The organism is Sorangium sp. So ce176, assembly GCF_051519835.1.
Taxonomy (GTDB): Bacteria; Myxococcota_A; Polyangia; order Polyangiales; family Polyangiaceae; genus Sorangium; species Sorangium cellulosum_G.
On the sequence record NZ_CP150371.1, the window covers coordinates 2280662 to 2297489 of the forward strand.

Here is a 16828-nt window from a genome sequence, read left to right on the forward strand (position 1 = left end):
TTGCCCGGCACGAGCGGCGCGATGAGGCCGTGTCATGGCGCCCCCGCCTCCCGCCCCTGATCCTCCTCGAGGATCTCCACCACCCCGAGCTCCCCGTTGACCCGCACCCGCTGCCCGGTCCGGATCCGCTTCGTCGCCTCGGTCGCGCTCACCACCGCCGGTATCCCGTACTCGCGGGCCACGACCGACCCGTGCGTCATCATCCCGCCGACCTCCATGACGAGCCCCGCGGCGTTGATGAACAGCGGCGTCCACCCCGGATCCGTGAACGGCGCCACCAGGATCTCCCCGCGCAGGAGCGTCTCGCGCGTCGGGTCCAGCACCACGCGCGCGCGCCCCTCCACGACGCCCGCCGACGCCGCGGTCCCCACGATCGCGCCGGCCGGGAAGCCGGCCGCGTCGTGCGCTGCCGGCGGGCACTCGCCCTCGGACGTCATCACCTTGGGTGGGGCCATCCGCTCGAACCGCGCCAGCTCCGCGCGCGCCCTCGCGACAGGGCCTCTCAGGTCCATCGCGGGATCCTCCAGCCCCCGGACGAGCTCCTCGTCGCCGAGGAAGAACACGTCGTCCACGGCGTCGAGCCGCCCGGCCCGCACAAGCTCCTCGCCAGCGGCCATCACCTCGCGCCGGACCAGCTCGAAGAGCTGCATCATCAGGAACTTCGGGTGCTCCCGCAGGGCCATCTGGTGCCGCGCCACCCGGATCAGCCGCGCCGCCGCGAGCGCGCGGACGCCCCCGAAGCGCCCCCGCCGCGCCGCCGCGACGAGCCGCGCCGCCGCCGCCTCGGCCTGCTCGCCGAGCCGCGCGTGGCGCCGCCGCTCCTCGCCGACCTCGCCGTGCGCCAGGTTCCCGACCACGGCGTGCAGGATGAGGCGCGGATCGTCCCGGTAGCGCTTGCGGCGGATGTCGATCTCCCCGGGCCCGCGCATCCCGTAGCGCGCGAGGAAGCCCTCGAGCGCCCGGAGGAACTCCGGCCCCCCGTCCCGCGCGCGCAGCCCGTCGAGCGGCGCCCCTGCGGCCGCCGCGCGCAGCGCCTCGACAAGCGCCGGATGGGGCCGGGCCACGTCCGCGAGGTCCCCGACGGCGTGGTCCATCTCGGTCGTCACGTTGCCCACGAGGCCACGGCCGAGCGCCTCGAGGTCGCCGGGCTGGGCCTGCTCCCGGAGCAGCCGACCGAGCGCCAGGAAGGCCACGGCCCCCGCGCCGACCATCGGCACGGCCCGCCGGAAGCGCCGCGGCGGCACGACCCCGAGCACCTCGCCGAAGGCGCACCGCAGCCGCGCCGGCCCCGCGGGAGCCGCGGCGAGCCGGCTGGCCGCGTCCTGGACCGTGCTGTCGATCAGCGCCTCCATCCGGGGGCGCGCCGCCTCGGGGCGACCGAACAGCAGCCAGCCGGCCATCCTGCCGACGATGGGCGCCGCCCAGCGCAGCACGGCGCCGGTGCGGGCCGCGAGCCCGGGATCGCGGGCCTCTGCCCGGAGCTCGGGCCGCGCCGCCACCTCGCGGACGATGCGGGCGGCGAGGGCGTCGCCGGCCGACAGGAGCCGCGGCAGCACCTTGCCCGCCGCCGGGTGGAGCAGGAGCGGCGTCATGTCGACGTAGAGCCGCCCGCCCGCCTCGACCATGTGGGGGTTCGGGGCGGCGGGGTCGCCCTGCTTGCCGAAGGGGAACAGGCGCCGCCACACCGCCGCGGCCAGCGGGGGCATCGGGTCGGTCATGACCTGCAGGTGGCCGAAGCAGACGTAGACGCGCAGCCGGTCGCGGTCGTCACCGCGCCCCGGCCGCGGGAGCGGGTAGAGCGACGTGATGGGCCGCGACTGGACGACGCTGAACGCGCCGCCCTCGAGGCACCACTCGATGTCCTGGGGCGCGCCGTAGTGCCGCTCGATCGCCGCCCCGAGCCGCGCGAGCGCCTGGATCTGCGCGTCGCCGAGCGCGCGGGCGCGGCGCGCCGGCCCCTCGAGCGGCTCCTCGCGCGTGCCCCCCTCCGGGAGCGGCCGGATCGCGCGCTGCTTGTCCGCGACCACGATCTCGACCTCGCCCGGGCGCCGCTTGTCGAGCTGGTAGCGGTCGGGGGTGACCAGGCCGGAGACGAGCGCCTCGCCGAGCCCGAAGCTCGCCTCGATGGTCATCCGGTGGCGATGCCCGGTCACCGGGTCGGCGGTGAACAGGATGCCGGAGACGTCCGGCATCACCATGCGCTGGACCACGACCGAGAGCATCACCGCGCGGTGCGAGAAGCCGCCCTGGATCCGGTAGAGGATGGCGCGGTCGGTGAAGAGCGAGACCCAGCACGCCCGCACCGCCTGCAGGAGCGCGTCCCGGCCGCGGACGTTCAGGAAGGTGTCCTGCTGGCCGGCGAAGGAGGCTCCGGGCAGATCCTCGGCGGTCGCCGAGGAGCGCACCGCGTAGGCGTGCGCGGCGCCCGCCGCCTCCCAGGCGCGGAGGATCGCGGCCTCGATCTCGGCCGGGATCGCGACATCGAGCAGCCGCCCGCGCACGCGCGCGCCCGCCGCCTGGGCCCGTGGCAGATCGTGCGGATCGAGCCCATCGAGCTGCTCCCAGAGCCAGGCGGCGTCCCCGAAGGCCTCGAGGAAGCGGGCGTAGGCGCCGGTCGTGACGCAGAACCCGGCCGGCACGGGGAATCCGGCGCTCGCCAGCTCGCCGAGGTTGGCCCCCTTGCCGCCGACGCGCGGCAGGTCGCGCGCGCGTATCTCCTCGAAGGGCATCGTCCAGCCGGCATCCTGCTGGCCGGAGCGGGGCGTCGCGGGGGGTTCCATCGGCACCAAGCGCGCTGCATTCATGATCTCCTCCACCCTTCCTGACGCCGGTCACCGGCGCCGAGTTCACCGCGGACGCGTGCGCGACGACGCACGCAGACGACGAGACACGCAGACGACGAGACACGCAGACGACGAGACACGCGGACAACGAGACACGCGCACGACCACGGACTCGACATGAGTCCAGGATTCCTTCCCTGGAGCGCTGGGCCTCCTCTCAGCGCTGCTGCGCCAGGCTCGGCCGACCCGCCTGCATGAGCAGCTCCACGATCTCGTCGACGCGCTCGGGGGGCGGGGGGCGCGGCGGGCCGTCGCCGACGAGCAGCCCTTCCATCAGGACGTGCGTGAGCAGCCCGCCGATCGCCATGCGCGCCGCCGCGTCCAGGCTCGGGAACGACACGAGCCCGCGCGCCTGCCCGTGCTCGAGCAGCCGCCCGAGGCCTCCCAGGATCCGCTTCGGCACGGTCTCGCGGAGCATCTCCCCGAGCCCGGGCATCCGGGGGATCTCGGCGACGACCACCCGGACCAGGCCGATGTAATCGGGCTGCATCAGGGTGGCGAGCACCGCGCGCAGGAAGCCCGCGAGCGCGTCGCGGAACGCCGGCGCGTCCTCGGGCAACGGGGCGACCATGGTGAGCCCCCGCTGGCCGGGCCCGGCGAGGAGTTCCTCGATGACGCTCTGCAGGAGCAGCTCCTTGCTCGGGTAGTGGGCATAGAGCGTCCGCTTCGAGACGCCGGCCTCCGCGGCGATCGCATCGGTGCTCGTCGCGCCCAGGCCGTGCTCGAGGAACAACCGCCGCGCCGCCGCCCTGATCTGCGCCCGCTTCGCCGCCTTGCGCTGCTCGATGGTCGCCATGACGCACGCCCCTGAAGTAAACGAAACCGTACCGTTTACTTTGGGCCGGTGGCGAGGAACGTCAAGGGGACGCGTTCGAGCCGCCCGCGCGCCTCGGCGAGCGCGGGCGACGGGTCAGGGGCCGGCGCGCGCCGCCGCTGCGCCAGCCCTTCGTACGCTCGATCAGCAGAGCTCAGTGCGACCCTGGCGCCGCGGCTCATCCATGAACTCTGTACATCGGTTTGCTTCTTCTTCTCCCAGGCCGCCTTTCGGTGCAGACACCCGGAGAGGTGAGATCGGTTGAACAACAGCTAATCCGGGTCAACGCGCTCTCGCTCCTCGTCGAGCGGCGTTGACGCTCAACGGCGACCGGCCTTACGTGCTCGGTATACCCCCGCAGCGCTCGCGTGCGGAGAGGCCACCTCTTGCCTGAAAAGGTGGATCCATGACGAACCGTGACGTGTCGGACACCCTGGATGCTGTTTCGAGCCCGGCGCCGCCCGACGGGCATGCGGGTGCGAGAGGCCGGGTCCGGCGACGCCTGTTGAGCGCATCCGATGCCTGCGAGAACGAAGCTTCGCCCCACGATCGAGAGCACTTTGCTGCCTCGCCCAGGAGGTTGAACCTGGTCCTGGAGGGAGGCGGCGTCCGGGGCATCGGGCTGGCTGGCGCGGTGGCCGCGCTCGAAGAGGCCCTGGCCACCGAGCAGAAATTCAAGGACACCTACATTGCCTACCTGGCTGGAACCTCCGCGGGAGCCATCGTTGCTGCCCTTCTCGGGGCTGGTTACAGCTCTCACGAGATCGCAGACATCATCGCCGGGCCCGAGATCGCGCGGTTCGCCGATGTCAACGGGCTCAGCAAGGTCCCGGTCGTCGGGCGGCCGATCAGCATGATCTACGGCCTGTTCGCGCACCTGGGCATGTTCGCAGGCGACTACTTCCTGGAGTTCATCCGGAGCAAGTTGCGCGCCAAGGGTGTGAGGACGTTCGGAGATCTGATCATGCCCGGCTGCGAGCGGGAGACGGAGGCATCTCGCAAGTACAGGGTGCACCTGGTCGCCTCCGACATCACGCGCGGGCGCATGCTCGTCCTGCCCGATGACATCAACGTCGAAGAATACGGGGTGGATCCGGACGACCTTGACGTCGCTCTGGCGGTGAGGATGAGCATCAGCGTCCCCTTCGTCTTCCGTCCAGTGCGGCTCACGGGAGACAACGGGGTCGATAGCTATATCGTTGACGGAGGGCTGCTGAGCAACTTCCCTGTTCGCCTCTTTGACGCCGCCGGAACGTCACGCAGAGATACGCTGACCGTCGGGGTTCGCATCCTGCGTGATCGATACCACAGTATCGGTTTCCCGATGGTGACCCGCGCTGCCTATGCCCTCATCTCCACCGCCATCGAGGCGCACGACTTCAGCGACACGTCGAAGGCCGTGGATCTGCTCAAGTGGGCCAGGGTCATCGAGGTCAACACGGAGGCTGTGCCCATCTTCAAGTTCCGCCTGTCGCCGCTCGAGAAAGAGATCCTGTTCAAGGCCGGGTATCGGGTGATGTCTCGCTCGTTGCAGGCCAATTTCCTGGAGACGGCCATGCCGGTGCAGCTTGCCGCAGAGGAGGCCGCGGAGAGAGCGAGGGTTCCGCTGGCGAGGGTAGTCACAGTGCCTGTCTCTCCGCCGTTTCGATGAGGGGCAGCCAGGGACAGGGAAGGAGCATCAACATGAAACGCGCGAACATGCGACTCTCCGTACGGATATCTGCCGTCGCCGCGGTCGCGTGGGCCATGCTCACGTCGGGCCTTCTCGTGGAGGGAACGGCTCATGGCGCTGCCACGCCGGCGATGATGGAGCTGCGACCATGGTGGGATGCGCATCGCGAGGCGAACAACGCTTGCAAGGCACGCCGTGAACGGTTCGTTGGCGGGTTTTACGGTTACGCTTTCGGACAGCCCCAGGCGATCTGCATACCGAAGGGGGAGTCTACGACCGGGGGTGAAGAGCTGGCGCTGTTGTACGTCGCCAATCAAAGCGAGATCGATCGCCACGAGGGTGGGTTCAGAGACCTGACGCAAGTCGAGTGGGCGCGTGCGGCGCGGATAGCGCAGGCCGTTTGCTCGAGCGTGGGTCATACCGCCGGGCTTTTCACAGGCGAGCAAGAGCCCGGGAAGAGCTATTCTCTCGTATGCAAAAGTGGCAGAACGAGGAGGGTCACTGCCAGGAGGAGTGATCTCCGCCAGGATCTCGGTGACCTGAACACGGTGGACTGGTGGAAGCCCATGGTGGTCGCGGCCGGTTATTGCGGGGAAAGATGGATTGGATTCACCGGATTCTTCAACGGGATCCAGACGCAAGACAGCTACGAGATCATCTGCGTGCCTTACTTCAAGTGAAGACGACGAGCCGGCATCACCGCGGCGCGGGGTGCCTCCGCGAGGTCGCGGGAGCACCTTGTGAACAGCGGCGCGCCCCCCGCGTCTCGTCGTCCGCGGCGTACCCGCCGTCCGGGCGATCGATTACGCTGCGCTCATGAACGAATCCCCGGACCTCCTCGATCTCGTCGTCGGCCGCCGCAGCGTTGCGGCGCTCGCCGAGCCCGGTCCGTCCGCCGAGCAGCTCGAGCGGATCTTGCTGGCCGCCGGCGCGGTGCCCGACCACGGACTGCTCCGGCCGTTCCGCTTCGTCGTCGCCGAGGGGGACGGCCGCGCGCGCTTCGGCGACGCGCTCGCCGCGAGCGCGGCCGAGCACGCGCCGGGGATGCCGGAGAAGAAGCTCGACTCGGTCCGCGCGAAGGCGTTCCGGTCCCCGACGATCGTGGCGCTCATCGCGTCGCCGAAGCCCGGCAAGATCGCGCTCTGGGAGCAGAGCGCGACGGCGGCCTGCGCCGGGTACGCGATCGTCCTCGCGGCGCACGCGCTCGGCGTCGGCGCCGTGTGGAAGAGCGTGCCGTTCACGAAGGGGCGCGCGCTCGCGGAGGCGCTCGGCCTCCGCGACGACGAGGAGATGCTCGGCTGGATCCACCTCGGCACGCCCGCGCGGGACGAGCCGCCGGCACCGCGGCCGCCGCTCGCGACCGGGGACATCGCCTCCGTCCTCGAGCCGGGCGGCCTCCGCCCCTGGCGGTGACGGGCGCGTCGCTCCTCGGCTGGCCGTGGACCGCGGCGCGGCCTCTCCTCTTCCCCGGTGTTATCCGGAGAAATGGCTCGCGGCCGCGCCCCGTGCGATGGCGTGGACCAGGTCCTGTCCGGCCGACGTCCCCGGCCGAGATCGACGGAGGAGATCATGTTCCACAACGAAGGCTACGCTCTCTTCATCGGCGTCAACGACTACCGCGTCTTCGATCGATCGACGGGAAACGCCGCGGGGACCAGCGATCTCGAGGGCAGCGTCAACGACGTCGTCACCTTCTGGCACGCGTGCGTCCGGATGGGCATGCGGCCCGAGAACCTGCGCGTCGTCACGAGCCCGCGCGCCGACCTCGCCCGTCTTCCCGGCGCGACAGCGGCGAACCTCGGCGAGGCGACCGAGAAGGGCGTGCGCGAGGCCCTCGGCTGGCTCGCCGACAAGGTCGCGGGCGGCCGCGCGGGGCTCATGACCTACTCGGGACACGGCGCGCACACCCGGGAGAAGGGGCTTCTGCTCTGCCCGAGCGACGTGAGCGGCGCGGGCTTCGAGCGCGCCATCGCCTTCGCGGAGCTCCGCACGCTGCTGGGGAACGCCGAGAACCTCACCGTGGTGCTCGACTGCTGCCACGGGAACGGCGCGGCCGCGGACGCCCGCGGCCGCCGCCCGCTCACGCTGGTCGGGGCAGCGCCGCCCGGCGCGCTCCGCGACGACGACCTGCGCATCGGCGCGCGCGTGCTCGCGGCCTGCAAGCCCGGCGAGGTCACCCAGCAGGCCACCTTCGGCGGCCGCCCCCAGGGCGCGTTCACCTGGGCGATCGGCGCCGTCATCGAGCAGTGGACGGCGGTGGAAGACGGCGGCTGCGTGTACCTCACGCTGAGCTACGGCGAGCTCGTGAGGCGGACGCGGCTCGTGCTCGGCGCGCTCGATCTCGAGGGCACGCCGCAGGTCGTCGGGGAGCCGGGCGTCGAGCGCCTCGCCGTGCTCCAGACAGGGAGCCGGCCGGAGGAGACGAGCCATACGCCGGACGCCGAACGCCAGGTCGGGCAGCTCGACGGCGGCATGAAGAACTACCGTATCTACACGCTGAAGGCGATCCGTAGCCAGGATCCCACGAATCCCATCGTCCTCGCCCAGGTGCTCGTGACAGGGAATTACCCCCCCGCCAAATACAAGGCACAGACCGAGTATTACTGGGTATCGAACAGCGTCCCCAGCGACGCGCAGAGCATCCAGGTCACGGCGGTGGACGGTGGGTCGTTGCCATCAGGGTCCTACAACCTGAGCTGGGGACAGATCACCCCCTGGATCGGGGATCGCATGCCTCAGCAGGGGTCGACCAACTTCATCTACGCCGGCACGAGCGGCGCTCCCACGTTCGGGCTCAACTGGGGCCTCACGTACGACGCCTCGTCGAGCAAGTGGACAGGATCCATCCGCTGGTACGACACCACCGGCGCGAACCTGTTTGGTGGCATCAAGGCCAGCCACATCAACTACACGGCGACGAACAACACCGCACCGCCGGCGGGCCTCACCTACAAGGCCGAGAAGACCTGGACGTGACGGCGCGCTCCGCCGGCGCCCGGGAGCTACCCGAACGACCGCACCAGCCGGATCCCCATGGTGAGCCGCGGGACGTCCGGCCGGTTGCCGAAGCGCGCCGCCGACCGGCTCAGATCGAGCGGGCTGCTCCACGCCCCGCCGCGGACGGCCCTGTACTCGGGATCGCCCGCGGCCGCCGCCTCGATCCGCAGGCGGCCGCCGGCGATTGTCGGCCCCTCGCTCCGCCAGACGTTGATGCACCAGTCCCGCGAGTTGCCTGCCAGGCCGCGAACCCCATAGGGGCTCTCGTCGGCGGGATAGCTGTCCACCGGCACCCGCGCCGGCTGCCCCGCGTGGCTCTCGAGCGCGCAGGCGAAGGTCGCGTCGGCGTGGTCGCCCCAGGGGAAGAACCGGCCGTCCGCGCCCCGCGCCGCCTTCTCGCGCTCGACCTCGTCGGGCAGCCGCCACGGCTGGCCCCGGCGCGCGGCGTACCAGCGCGCGTACGCCATGGCCGCGGCCCAGTCGACAAGCACCACCGGCTGGTCCGGCTCGAGCGGGCACCCCCAGTCGTCCACCGCCAGCGCGAAGCGCCCGCCGTCGGTCCGGGTGAACGCGCGCCGATCGCCGGCCCGGTCCGCCATCCCGAGCTGGACCCCCGGGCAGGCCGCCATCGCCTCGGCCTCCCGGCCCGCGGCGACAAGCTCGTTCAGGAAGACGAGGTACTCGGTGTTCGTCACCGGAAACCGCCGGATCACGAACGCATCGACCCAGACCCGCCTCGCCGGCAGGCCGTCGGCAGCACCTGGATCACCGCCGATCCCGGTGAGGCCCGCGGGCACGTAGACGTCGCCGGGATCGAGCTCCTCCGCGGCTGGCAGCGCGATCGGGGTCGGAGCGCGCTCGCCCGGCGCGCAGCCGTCCCAGTGCGCGCCGCGCTCGATGAGCAGCGGGTAGATCACCTCGGCCCGGCCCGGGGCGCGGATGCGCAGGCGGTAGCGCCCTCGCAGGAGGGGCGCGGCGCGGAGCGGCGTCACGCCGAGCAGGCCCTGGTCCTCGGGCACGAGGCGGCGGCTCTTCAGGGCGAAGCGCTCGACCCGCACCTCGGCGCCGGGCGGATCGGTGACCAGCGAGAGCGCGCCCTCGCCGCGGAGCAGCGCCGCGTACCGGCCCCTGTCGTGGGCGCGGAGCTGCGCCTCGAAGCGCGCCGCGTCGGCGTCGCGGTGCGCGAGCTCGGCGGCGATGAGGTGCTCGCGGTAGCGATCGGCGAGCGCGGCGTGGGCCTCGGGCAGCTCGGGATCCACGGTGAGGGCGCCGTGCACCGCCTCCAGCCATTCGGCCTCGCGCAGCGCCGCGGTCACCTCGAGGTGCGCCGCCTCGTCCTCGCGCTCCCACGACGGCTGCTTCCGCTCCTCGGGGTCGAAGGGCCGGACGCCGGCGAGCAGCGCCTGCGCCTCGGCGCGCTTGTGCCCGGCGGCGGCGCGGAGAGCCTCGATGCCGGGCCCGATCGCGCGCGCCCGGTCGAGCACGGCGAGCGCCTGCTCGCGGCGGCGGGCGCCGTCGAGCCATGTCACGACGTCGCGGGTGAGCGCGCCGGCGTCCGGGTACCGATCGGCGATCGCGCGCCGCATCGCGCGCTCGCAGATCGCGGCGAGCTCGGCGGGGACGGGGACGCGCGCGACCTCGAGGACGGGCGGCGGGGGCCCGGCGAGGACCTGCCGCAGCACGGCGAGGGCGCTCTCCCCGTCGTAGGGCGTGCGGCCGGCGAGCAGCACGTAGAGGATCGCGCCGAGCGCGTAGACGTCGCTCTCGGGGCCGTGCAGGTCGCGCTCCCCGCGGGCCTGCTCGGGCGGCATGAACGAGGGCGTGCCGAGCACGTCGCCGTGCTGCGTGAGCTGCGGGGCCGCGTCGTGGAGCGCGCCGCCGCTGGAGGGCGCGCCGCCGCTGGAGGGCGCGACGCCGCTGGAGGGCGCGCCGCCGCTGGAGGGCGCGTCGCCGCTGGAGGGCGCGCCGCCGCTGGAGGGCGCGACGCCGCCGGGGGGCGCGCCGCCGTGGCTGGGGGGCGCGCTTCCGGCGCGGCGCCCGAGGCCCCAGTCCATCACCAGCACCTCGCCGAACTCGCCGACCATCACGTTCTCGGGCTTGAGGTCGCGGTGCACGACGCCGCGGCTGTGCGCATACGCGACCGCCTGGCCGAGGCGCGCGAAGGCGTCGATGAGGCGGCGGAAGGTCCAGCCCGAGGGGGTCTCCCGGAAGCCGTCCGGCCCAGCGGACGCGTGCAGCTCGTCGAGGACCTCGCCGAGCGTCCGGCCGCGCACCTCGCGCATCGTGAACCAGAGCCGCCCGTCCTCGAACTCGCCGAGATCGTGGACCGCGACGATGCCCGGGTGCTGGAGGTCGGCGGTGAGCTTCGCCTCGGCCAGGAAGCGGGCCCGGCTCTCCGGCGCCCGCGTGAACCGCGCCCGGAGGACCTTCATCGCGAGGACGCGATCGAGCATCGTGTCGCGCACGCGCCGCACCTCGCCGAACGACCCGCCCGCGATCAGCCCGAGGTCGCGGTAGCGCGCCGGGAGCGGCGGCTCCGGCGCGGCGGTCGGGCCCGCCTGGGCGCGCGGCGGCGCTGGATCGCCGTCGCGCCCGCCCCTGCGGCCCGCCTGGCCCGCGCGATCGCGCTCGATGAGCTCCGTCGCGGGCAGCTCGACGAACGTGCGCGTCGCGTCGGCGCGTGACGGGCGCTCCTCCTCGTCGCGCTCCTCCTCGTCGCGCTCGTCGCGCTCCTCGCTCGAGGGCTTGTCCGTGGGCTCGTTCGATGGGGTCAATGTCGTCCTCGCGGTCGTTGTCGCGCGGCCGGCGCCGATGGTAAATTACGAGGGCGCCATGGGGGCACTGAAGCGGGCCGGATTCGACGGCACGATCGCGCTGGGCTCCCGGTGCCTCGTCGGCCGGCACGCCGGGTGCGACCTGCGCCTCGACGATCCGCGGATCTCGGGCGAGCACGCGGGCTTGCGCTGGGTCGATCGCGCCTGGGAGCTCCGTGATCTCGGCAGCAAGAACGGCACGTTCGTGGGCGGCCGGCGGCTCGCTCCGGGCGAGCGCGCCCGGCTCGGCGAGGGGGACGGGTTCACGGTCGGCGGCCCGGAGCACGCCTTCACGCTGATCGACGGCGCCCCTCCGGCGGCGAGCGCGCGGAGCACCCCGGGCGGCCGGGTGCGCGTCGCCTCGGGCGGGCTGCTGGTGCTGCCCGACGAGGAGAACCCGCGGGCGAGCGTTGTCGAGTGCGGCGGCTGGCAGCTCGAGACCGAGGAGGGCGCGCGGCCCGTGCTCGATCGGGAGGTGGTGGTCGTCGACGGCGAGGGCTGGGTGCTGGATCTGCCGAGCGCCGCGGCCGCGACGATGGACGCGGAGGGCGCTGGCCCGCTGCTGGAGACGATCGCGCTGCGCTTCGGCGTGACGCGCGACGAGGAGCACGTCGAGGTGGCGGTCCTCCACCGCGGCGAGCTCACGAAGGTGCCGCCGCGCACGTACCATTACCTCCTGCTGACGCTGGCGAGGAGGCGGCTCGCCGACCGCGATGCGTCGTCGGCCGAGCAGGGCTGGGTCGAGAGCGAGGCGCTTTGTAAAATGCTGGCGACCGACGCGCCGAAGCTCAATGTCGATATCTTTCGGGCGCGCAAGCAGCTCGCGGCGCTGGGGATCCGCGGGGCCGCGGGGGTGATCGCGAGGCGGCCGGGGACCGGAATGATCCGTATCGGCGTGGAGCAGCTGGAGGTGGTGCAGATCTGAAGGGAGCCCCCGTCTCCCCTCTTCCGTCTTCCGTCTCCTGTCTGCGGCCTTCCGTCTTCCGTCTGGCCTCTTCGTGCGCGTGCGCGTGCACGTGCACGTGCACGCTCCGGCGTCTGGCTGGATTTCCCCGGTGGAAGACGCGAAGTGCTTGCTGACACGTATCCTCGCCATGCCCACTGTCGCGGGTGATCGCATGACGGGATAAGCGTGCACGCGCACGCGCACGCGCACGCGCACGCGGAGGCCAGACGCGGACGGGAGACGGCAGAGGGGAGCCGACAGTGAGGAGCCGGCAGACGGAAGAGGAGCTCTCAGAGCGGCTGATAGAGCTGGATCAGGTTCCCACAGGTATCCGAGAGCACCGCGATCATCACCGGACCCATCGGCGTGGGCTCCTTGGTGAACGCGACCTGATGCTCCTTGAGGCGCGCGAACTCGGCCTTGAGATCCTCCACCTCGAACGCCGCGAGCGGGATCCCCTGCGCGAACAACGCCTGCTGGTACGTCTTCGACGCCGGGTTGGCGTTCGGCTCCAGTACGAGCTCCACGTCGTCGGGGCCCTCCGGCGAGACGACAGTGATCCAGCGGTACTCTCCGAGCGGGATGTCGTGCTTCTTCTTGAAGCCGAGCACCTCCGTGTAGAACTTGAGCGCTCGGTCCTGGTCCTCGACCATGATGCTGTTGAGCTTGATCCTCATCGACGATCGCCTCGCTGCGTGGATGGTTCGAAGCCGACTCTGCCCGAACCGCCCGGATCACGCTTCTCGAAAACTGCGAAACGCACCGGCCGGCAGCCGGCCCATCAGGGTGAGACAACCGGGGACGAGCTCCCACGGGAGCCTCCCCGGCACCTGGACCATCGCGCGCACACGCCGCTGGTACGCCGACGGCGGCATGCCGATCCGCTGCGCGAACTGCGCGCTGAAGCTGCCGAGGCTCGAGAACCCGACCTCCATGCACACGTCGGTCACGGAGTGGTGCCCGGCCGCCAGGAGCTGCTTCGCCAGATCGAGGCGCCGCCGGATGCGGTACTGGTGCGGGGTCACGCCGAACACGGCCTCGAACTGCCGGATGAAGTGATAGGGCGAGATCGCCACCTCCCTCGCCACCTCCTCGATCGACAGCCTCGACCCGCGCACCTCGGAGAGCAGATCCCGCGCCCGGCAGAGGTTCCTCAGCGCCACGTGTCCCAGCAGCATCGCCTGGGACCACGATAGAGCCCCGCGGCGGCTGGCTCAAGCGACCCTGCCGGACGGGCGCGCGCGCAGCGAGGCTCGACCCAGGTCGGGCCAGCCGTCCTTCGCGGGCGGCGCGCGCGGCCCGCGCGCCGCTGGCGCGGTGCTCGCGCCTTGTGAGCCCCGCGCCTCCGGGGCGTTATGATCGCCGCCCATGGACACCGCTTCCTTCCTCGACCAGATCGAGCCGCTGACGCACCACGACCGCGTCCGCCGCGCCGTGGAGCTCGGCCGCGCCGCCGCGGGCGGCGACGCCGGCGCCGCGGCGCTCCTCGGCGCGCTCTCGCGCGGCGCTCCGCCCTACGAGCGCCTCCTCGCGCTCGTGGCCGTGTACGGGTCGGGGGACGGCGCGCGCGTCGTCGCCGCCCTGTCGGACCCGTCCCGCACTGTGCGGCAGCGCGCGAGCCGCATGGTCGCCCGCTTCTGCGACGACGCGCAGGCGCTGGAGGCGCTCGGCGTCCTCCTCTCGCGGCGCGCCCTCGTGCGCACCGTGGCCCAGCTCGCGCGGCGGAAGCGCCGCGGGGTCGTCGACGCCTTCCTCGCCGCGCGCATGCAGCAGGGGCGCGATCCGGCGATCGTGGATCTGCTCCCCTTCGGCTCCGAGCCGCTCGCGTCGGCGCACAGGCGCGACATCGACGAGGCGGGCGGCCCGCGCTGCCTCGCGCGGCTCGCCGCGATGCACCCCGCGGCCGCGGCGCGCTGGTTCGGGGAGGCGATCGAGCGCGCCCGAGCCCTCGACGTCCGGCAGCGCTACCGCCTCACCCCGCTGCTCGCCTCGCTGGCCCGGCGCGCCCCCGACGCGGCGATCGGGCTGATCCAGGCCCTCTTCGCGCTCGGCGAGGATCCCTCGTTCCTCGCCGGCCCCCTGCGCGTGCTGGCCCGCGCGCGCCCCGCCGCCACGTTCGACCTCCTCCGGGCCCGCCACGAGAGCGGCCGCCCCGCGCGGCCGCCCGGCGCCTTCGCGGTCGTGCGCTTCGACAGGGGCGCGCGCGACCTCGGCGCCGAGCGCCTCGACTACCTCATCCGCCACGCCTGGGGGGCGCTGAGCGACGGCAAGCGGGGCGCGCGGTGGTTCCTGCGGCTCGGCGCCGACGACAAGAAGGCCGTCCTGCGGGCCTTCCTCGACGGCGGGCGCGGGGGCTTCGGCGCGTTCCTGTTCCGCTACGTGAAGGCCGAGTCGCCCGGGGAGCACGCGATCCGCGAGCGGGCCTTCGCGCGCTGGTCGTGCGCCGCCCAGGCCCCCGACGGCACCATCGCGCCCGAGGTGCTCGAGCTCCTGCCCCGCGACCTGCGCGAGCGCGAGGCGCGGCGGCACCTCTCGGAGTGCTCCGCGCTCGCCGCCAGACCGGAGCGGCGGATGACCTACGCGCGCCTCCTCGGGTTCGCCGAGGCCAGGGCGGTGCTCGCGCCGTTCCTCGGGCACCCGGAGGGCGACGAGCGGGCGAGGGCGCAGGCGCTGCTCCTCGCGACCGTCGCGCACGACAGGGGGGCGCTCCCGGACGCCCTCGCGGCCGTGCGCGCCCGCAAGTTCGAGCAGGATCCGGTGCGGCGGGCGATGCTCGGCGCCCTCGCCGCGCTGCCCGTCGCGCGGTTCGGGCCGGAGCACCTCGAGGCCGCGGGCGCCGTCGTGCAGGACGCGCTCGACGCCGCGGACCTGTCCCAGGCCACGGCCTCGGCGGTGGAGCGGCTCGTGGTGAAGCTGTTCCGCGTCGACGGGCCCTGGGGGGCGCGCTGGCTCGCGAAGATCCTCGCCGCGCGCGGCGCCGTCTCGACGGCGGGGCTCGCGGACGGGCTGACGCGGGCGGAGGCCGAGCGGCTCACCCCGGCGCTCGCGCAGCTCGCCGATCTCTGGTGCACCCGCGAGCGCGCCGCCGCGGTGCTCCTGCTCGCGCAGAGCCTCGGCGCCCGGCTGAAGGTCGTGCCGCCGCTGCTCGAGGCGCTGGAGCGGCTCTCCCGCGAGCTCCCGTTCCTCGGCGTCGCGATCGCGGCGCTGGGCCTGCTGAGCCTCCACGATCGGCCGCGGTTCGCCCGGCTCGTGCCCGCGCTCCTGCGCGACGACAGGAGCTTCGTCCTTGTCGGCGTCGTCGCCCGGCACGTGAGCCGGAGGCGCCAGGACCTCCTGGATCCGCTCCTGGAGGCCCAGCCCATGACAGGCAGGTTCGCGACGGGCCGGACCCACTGGGTTGTCGATTTCGGCGCGGGCCACGGCCGCTGGACGGCGAGGCAGCAAGGGAGGTACGCGGCCAGCCTCCGCGCGCTGCTCGAGGAAGGGACGTGCGACGTCCCCACGCAGCGGTTCGCCGTCTCGACGCTGATCCGGCTCGCCTATGCCGACGCGTCCGCGTTCACCCCGTTCGCCTCGGATCCGCGGCAGCCCGTGCGCGAGATGGCCGTCCGCGGCCTGCCGTGGCTCGACGCCGGCCAGGGCGTGCCCGTGCTGATCGAGTGCCTGGGCGACGATCGCGCGCGCTGGGCCATCTACGCGCTCCGGAAGGCGTTCGCCGAGATGTCCCGGCAGCGGGTGCTCGCGGAGCTCCGGGCGGTGCCGACGACGAAGGTGACCGTGGCCAAGGAGGTCGTGCGCCTGCTCGGCGAGGTGGGCGGCGAGGACGCCTACAGGGACCTGCTCCGGCTCGACACCCCGAAGGCCCACCGCGACGTGCGGATTGCGCTGCTCCGCGCGCTCTGGGACCACCTCGACCGGCCCGAGACATGGGACGTCTTCGCGCGCGCCGTCCAGGATCCCGACTGGATCGTCGCCTCGAAGCTCGCGGACATCCCGCTCGGCAGGCTGTCGACCGACGCCGAGCAGCGCGTTGTCGGCCTGCTCGCCGCGATCCTCGGCCGGGCGGAGCCCGAGGCGCGGCTGGATCTCCTGCGGCGCGCCGCGCACCTGCCGCTCCGCGACGAGAAGCGCGCGCTCTTCGACCGGCTGCTCGGGCACATGGGCGCGGCCGCGCCGGAGGAGGCGGCCGAGGCGCTCGCCGCCGCGCTCGCCCGGATGCAGCCGGGCGAGGTGCGCCGCGTCGTCCAGCGCCTCGGGGAGCTCTCGCCGAGGCGCCGCCACCTCGTGGCGTTCCTTCCCGTGCTCTCGACGCGCCTCGGCGCCTATGCCCCGCCGCACCACCTGGCCGTCGGCGAGGGGCTGCTCGCCGCGCTGAAGCAGGACGCCCTGGCCGCGCCGCAGTACCTCGGGCTCGCGGCGCGCCTCCTCCCGTGGCGGGAGCTCGGGCAGGCGCTCACCGACCTCGGCCGGCAGGATCTGCTGCACCACGACGCGATGGTCGCGGCGATGGCCGCGGTGCACGCGTGCGTGCACCCGTCGCTGCTCGAGCAGGAGCTGCGGGGGAGCAAGGATCCGCGGCTGCGGCGGCTCGCGCTGGAGGCGCTGGTGCAGGCGGCGTCCCCGAAGAACGGCTGGACGGCGGAGCGCCGCGCGCTGCTGGTCGACCGCTATCAGAAGGACCCGTCCCCCGCCGTGGCGGGGCCGGCGGGGTTCGTCACACTGCCGTGACGCCGTTCGCCGCGG

11 protein-coding genes are annotated in these 16828 nt (G+C 73.3%); 6 read left to right on the forward strand and 5 right to left on the reverse strand.

What is annotated here, in order from left to right; genetic code table 11:
• Positions 1-32: 32 nt before the first annotated feature.
• A complete protein-coding gene (locus WMF42_RS08785; protein WP_437691403.1) occupies positions 33-2780 on the reverse strand; it encodes a phosphoenolpyruvate synthase in 2748 nt (915 codons plus the stop codon).
• A gap of 220 nt (positions 2781-3000) precedes the next feature.
• Positions 3001-3639 (reverse strand): TetR/AcrR family transcriptional regulator, encoded by a 639-nt coding sequence (locus tag WMF42_RS08790; protein ID WP_061607615.1) that lies wholly within the window; start codon positions 3637-3639, stop codon positions 3001-3003.
• Between the two features lie 424 nt (positions 3640-4063).
• On the opposite strand from WMF42_RS08790, the gene WMF42_RS08795 reads away from it, so the two are divergent.
• From WMF42_RS08795 to WMF42_RS08810, 4 genes are all read left to right on the forward strand, one after another.
• Positions 4064-5308, forward strand: coding sequence for a patatin-like phospholipase family protein (locus WMF42_RS08795; protein ID WP_081426391.1), 1245 nt, complete (start codon positions 4064-4066; stop codon positions 5306-5308).
• 32 nt (positions 5309-5340) lie between these two features.
• Entirely contained in the window at positions 5341-6009 is a 669-nt protein-coding gene (locus WMF42_RS08800; protein WP_061607613.1) for a hypothetical protein, read from the forward strand.
• Between the two features lie 136 nt (positions 6010-6145).
• Positions 6146-6742 (forward strand): nitroreductase family protein, encoded by a 597-nt coding sequence (locus tag WMF42_RS08805; protein ID WP_437691406.1) that lies wholly within the window; start codon positions 6146-6148, stop codon positions 6740-6742.
• A 156-nt stretch (positions 6743-6898) separates the two neighbouring features.
• Positions 6899-8305 carry a caspase family protein gene (locus WMF42_RS08810; protein ID WP_437691408.1) on the forward strand — a complete coding sequence of 469 codons (1407 nt, stop codon included), beginning with the start codon at positions 6899-6901 and terminating at the stop codon, positions 8303-8305.
• 26 nt (positions 8306-8331) lie between these two features.
• Here the strand turns inward: WMF42_RS08810 and WMF42_RS08815 are convergent, their stop codons facing one another.
• Positions 8332-11100, reverse strand: coding sequence for an SUMF1/EgtB/PvdO family nonheme iron enzyme (locus tag WMF42_RS08815; protein WP_437691409.1), 2769 nt, complete (start codon positions 11098-11100; stop codon positions 8332-8334).
• Between WMF42_RS08815 and WMF42_RS08820 the strand changes: the two genes are divergently transcribed.
• Positions 11078-12064, forward strand: a complete 987-nt coding sequence (locus tag WMF42_RS08820) for an FHA domain-containing protein (protein ID WP_437691411.1) — start codon at positions 11078-11080, stop codon at positions 12062-12064. The genes WMF42_RS08815 and WMF42_RS08820 overlap by 23 nt on opposite strands.
• A 311-nt stretch (positions 12065-12375) precedes the next feature.
• Here WMF42_RS08820 and WMF42_RS08825 read toward each other — a convergent pair whose 3' ends face one another.
• On the reverse strand, positions 12376-12762 hold the full coding sequence (locus WMF42_RS08825) for a VOC family protein (protein ID WP_061610443.1): 387 nt from the start codon (positions 12760-12762) through the stop codon (positions 12376-12378).
• 57 nt (positions 12763-12819) lie between these two features.
• Positions 12820-13263: a helix-turn-helix transcriptional regulator gene (locus WMF42_RS08830; protein WP_061610442.1), complete on the reverse strand. Its 444-nt coding sequence runs from the start codon at positions 13261-13263 to the stop codon at positions 12820-12822.
• 190 nt (positions 13264-13453) lie between these two features.
• Between WMF42_RS08830 and WMF42_RS08835 the strand changes: the two genes are divergently transcribed.
• Entirely contained in the window at positions 13454-16813 is a 3360-nt protein-coding gene (locus WMF42_RS08835; RefSeq protein ID WP_437691414.1) for a hypothetical protein, read from the forward strand.
• Positions 16814-16828 lie beyond the last annotated feature (15 nt).

Excerpts from the sequence above, each read along its gene's own strand:
- WMF42_RS08785 (WP_437691403.1), bottom strand. The coding sequence starts at position 2,780 with ATGGAACCCCCCGCGACGCCCCGCTCCGGCCAGCAGGATGCCGGCTGG.
- WMF42_RS08790 (WP_061607615.1), bottom strand. The coding sequence starts at position 3,639 with ATGGCGACCATCGAGCAGCGCAAGGCGGCGAAGCGGGCGCAGATCAGG.
- WMF42_RS08795 (WP_081426391.1), top strand. The coding sequence starts at position 4,064 with ATGACGAACCGTGACGTGTCGGACACCCTGGATGCTGTTTCGAGCCCG.
- WMF42_RS08800 (WP_061607613.1), top strand. The coding sequence starts at position 5,341 with ATGAAACGCGCGAACATGCGACTCTCCGTACGGATATCTGCCGTCGCC.
- WMF42_RS08805 (WP_437691406.1), top strand. The coding sequence starts at position 6,146 with ATGAACGAATCCCCGGACCTCCTCGATCTCGTCGTCGGCCGCCGCAGC.
- WMF42_RS08810 (WP_437691408.1), top strand. The coding sequence starts at position 6,899 with ATGTTCCACAACGAAGGCTACGCTCTCTTCATCGGCGTCAACGACTAC.
- WMF42_RS08825 (WP_061610443.1), bottom strand. The coding sequence starts at position 12,762 with ATGAGGATCAAGCTCAACAGCATCATGGTCGAGGACCAGGACCGAGCG.
- WMF42_RS08830 (WP_061610442.1), bottom strand. The coding sequence starts at position 13,263 with ATGCTGCTGGGACACGTGGCGCTGAGGAACCTCTGCCGGGCGCGGGAT.
- WMF42_RS08835 (WP_437691414.1), top strand. The coding sequence starts at position 13,454 with ATGGACACCGCTTCCTTCCTCGACCAGATCGAGCCGCTGACGCACCAC.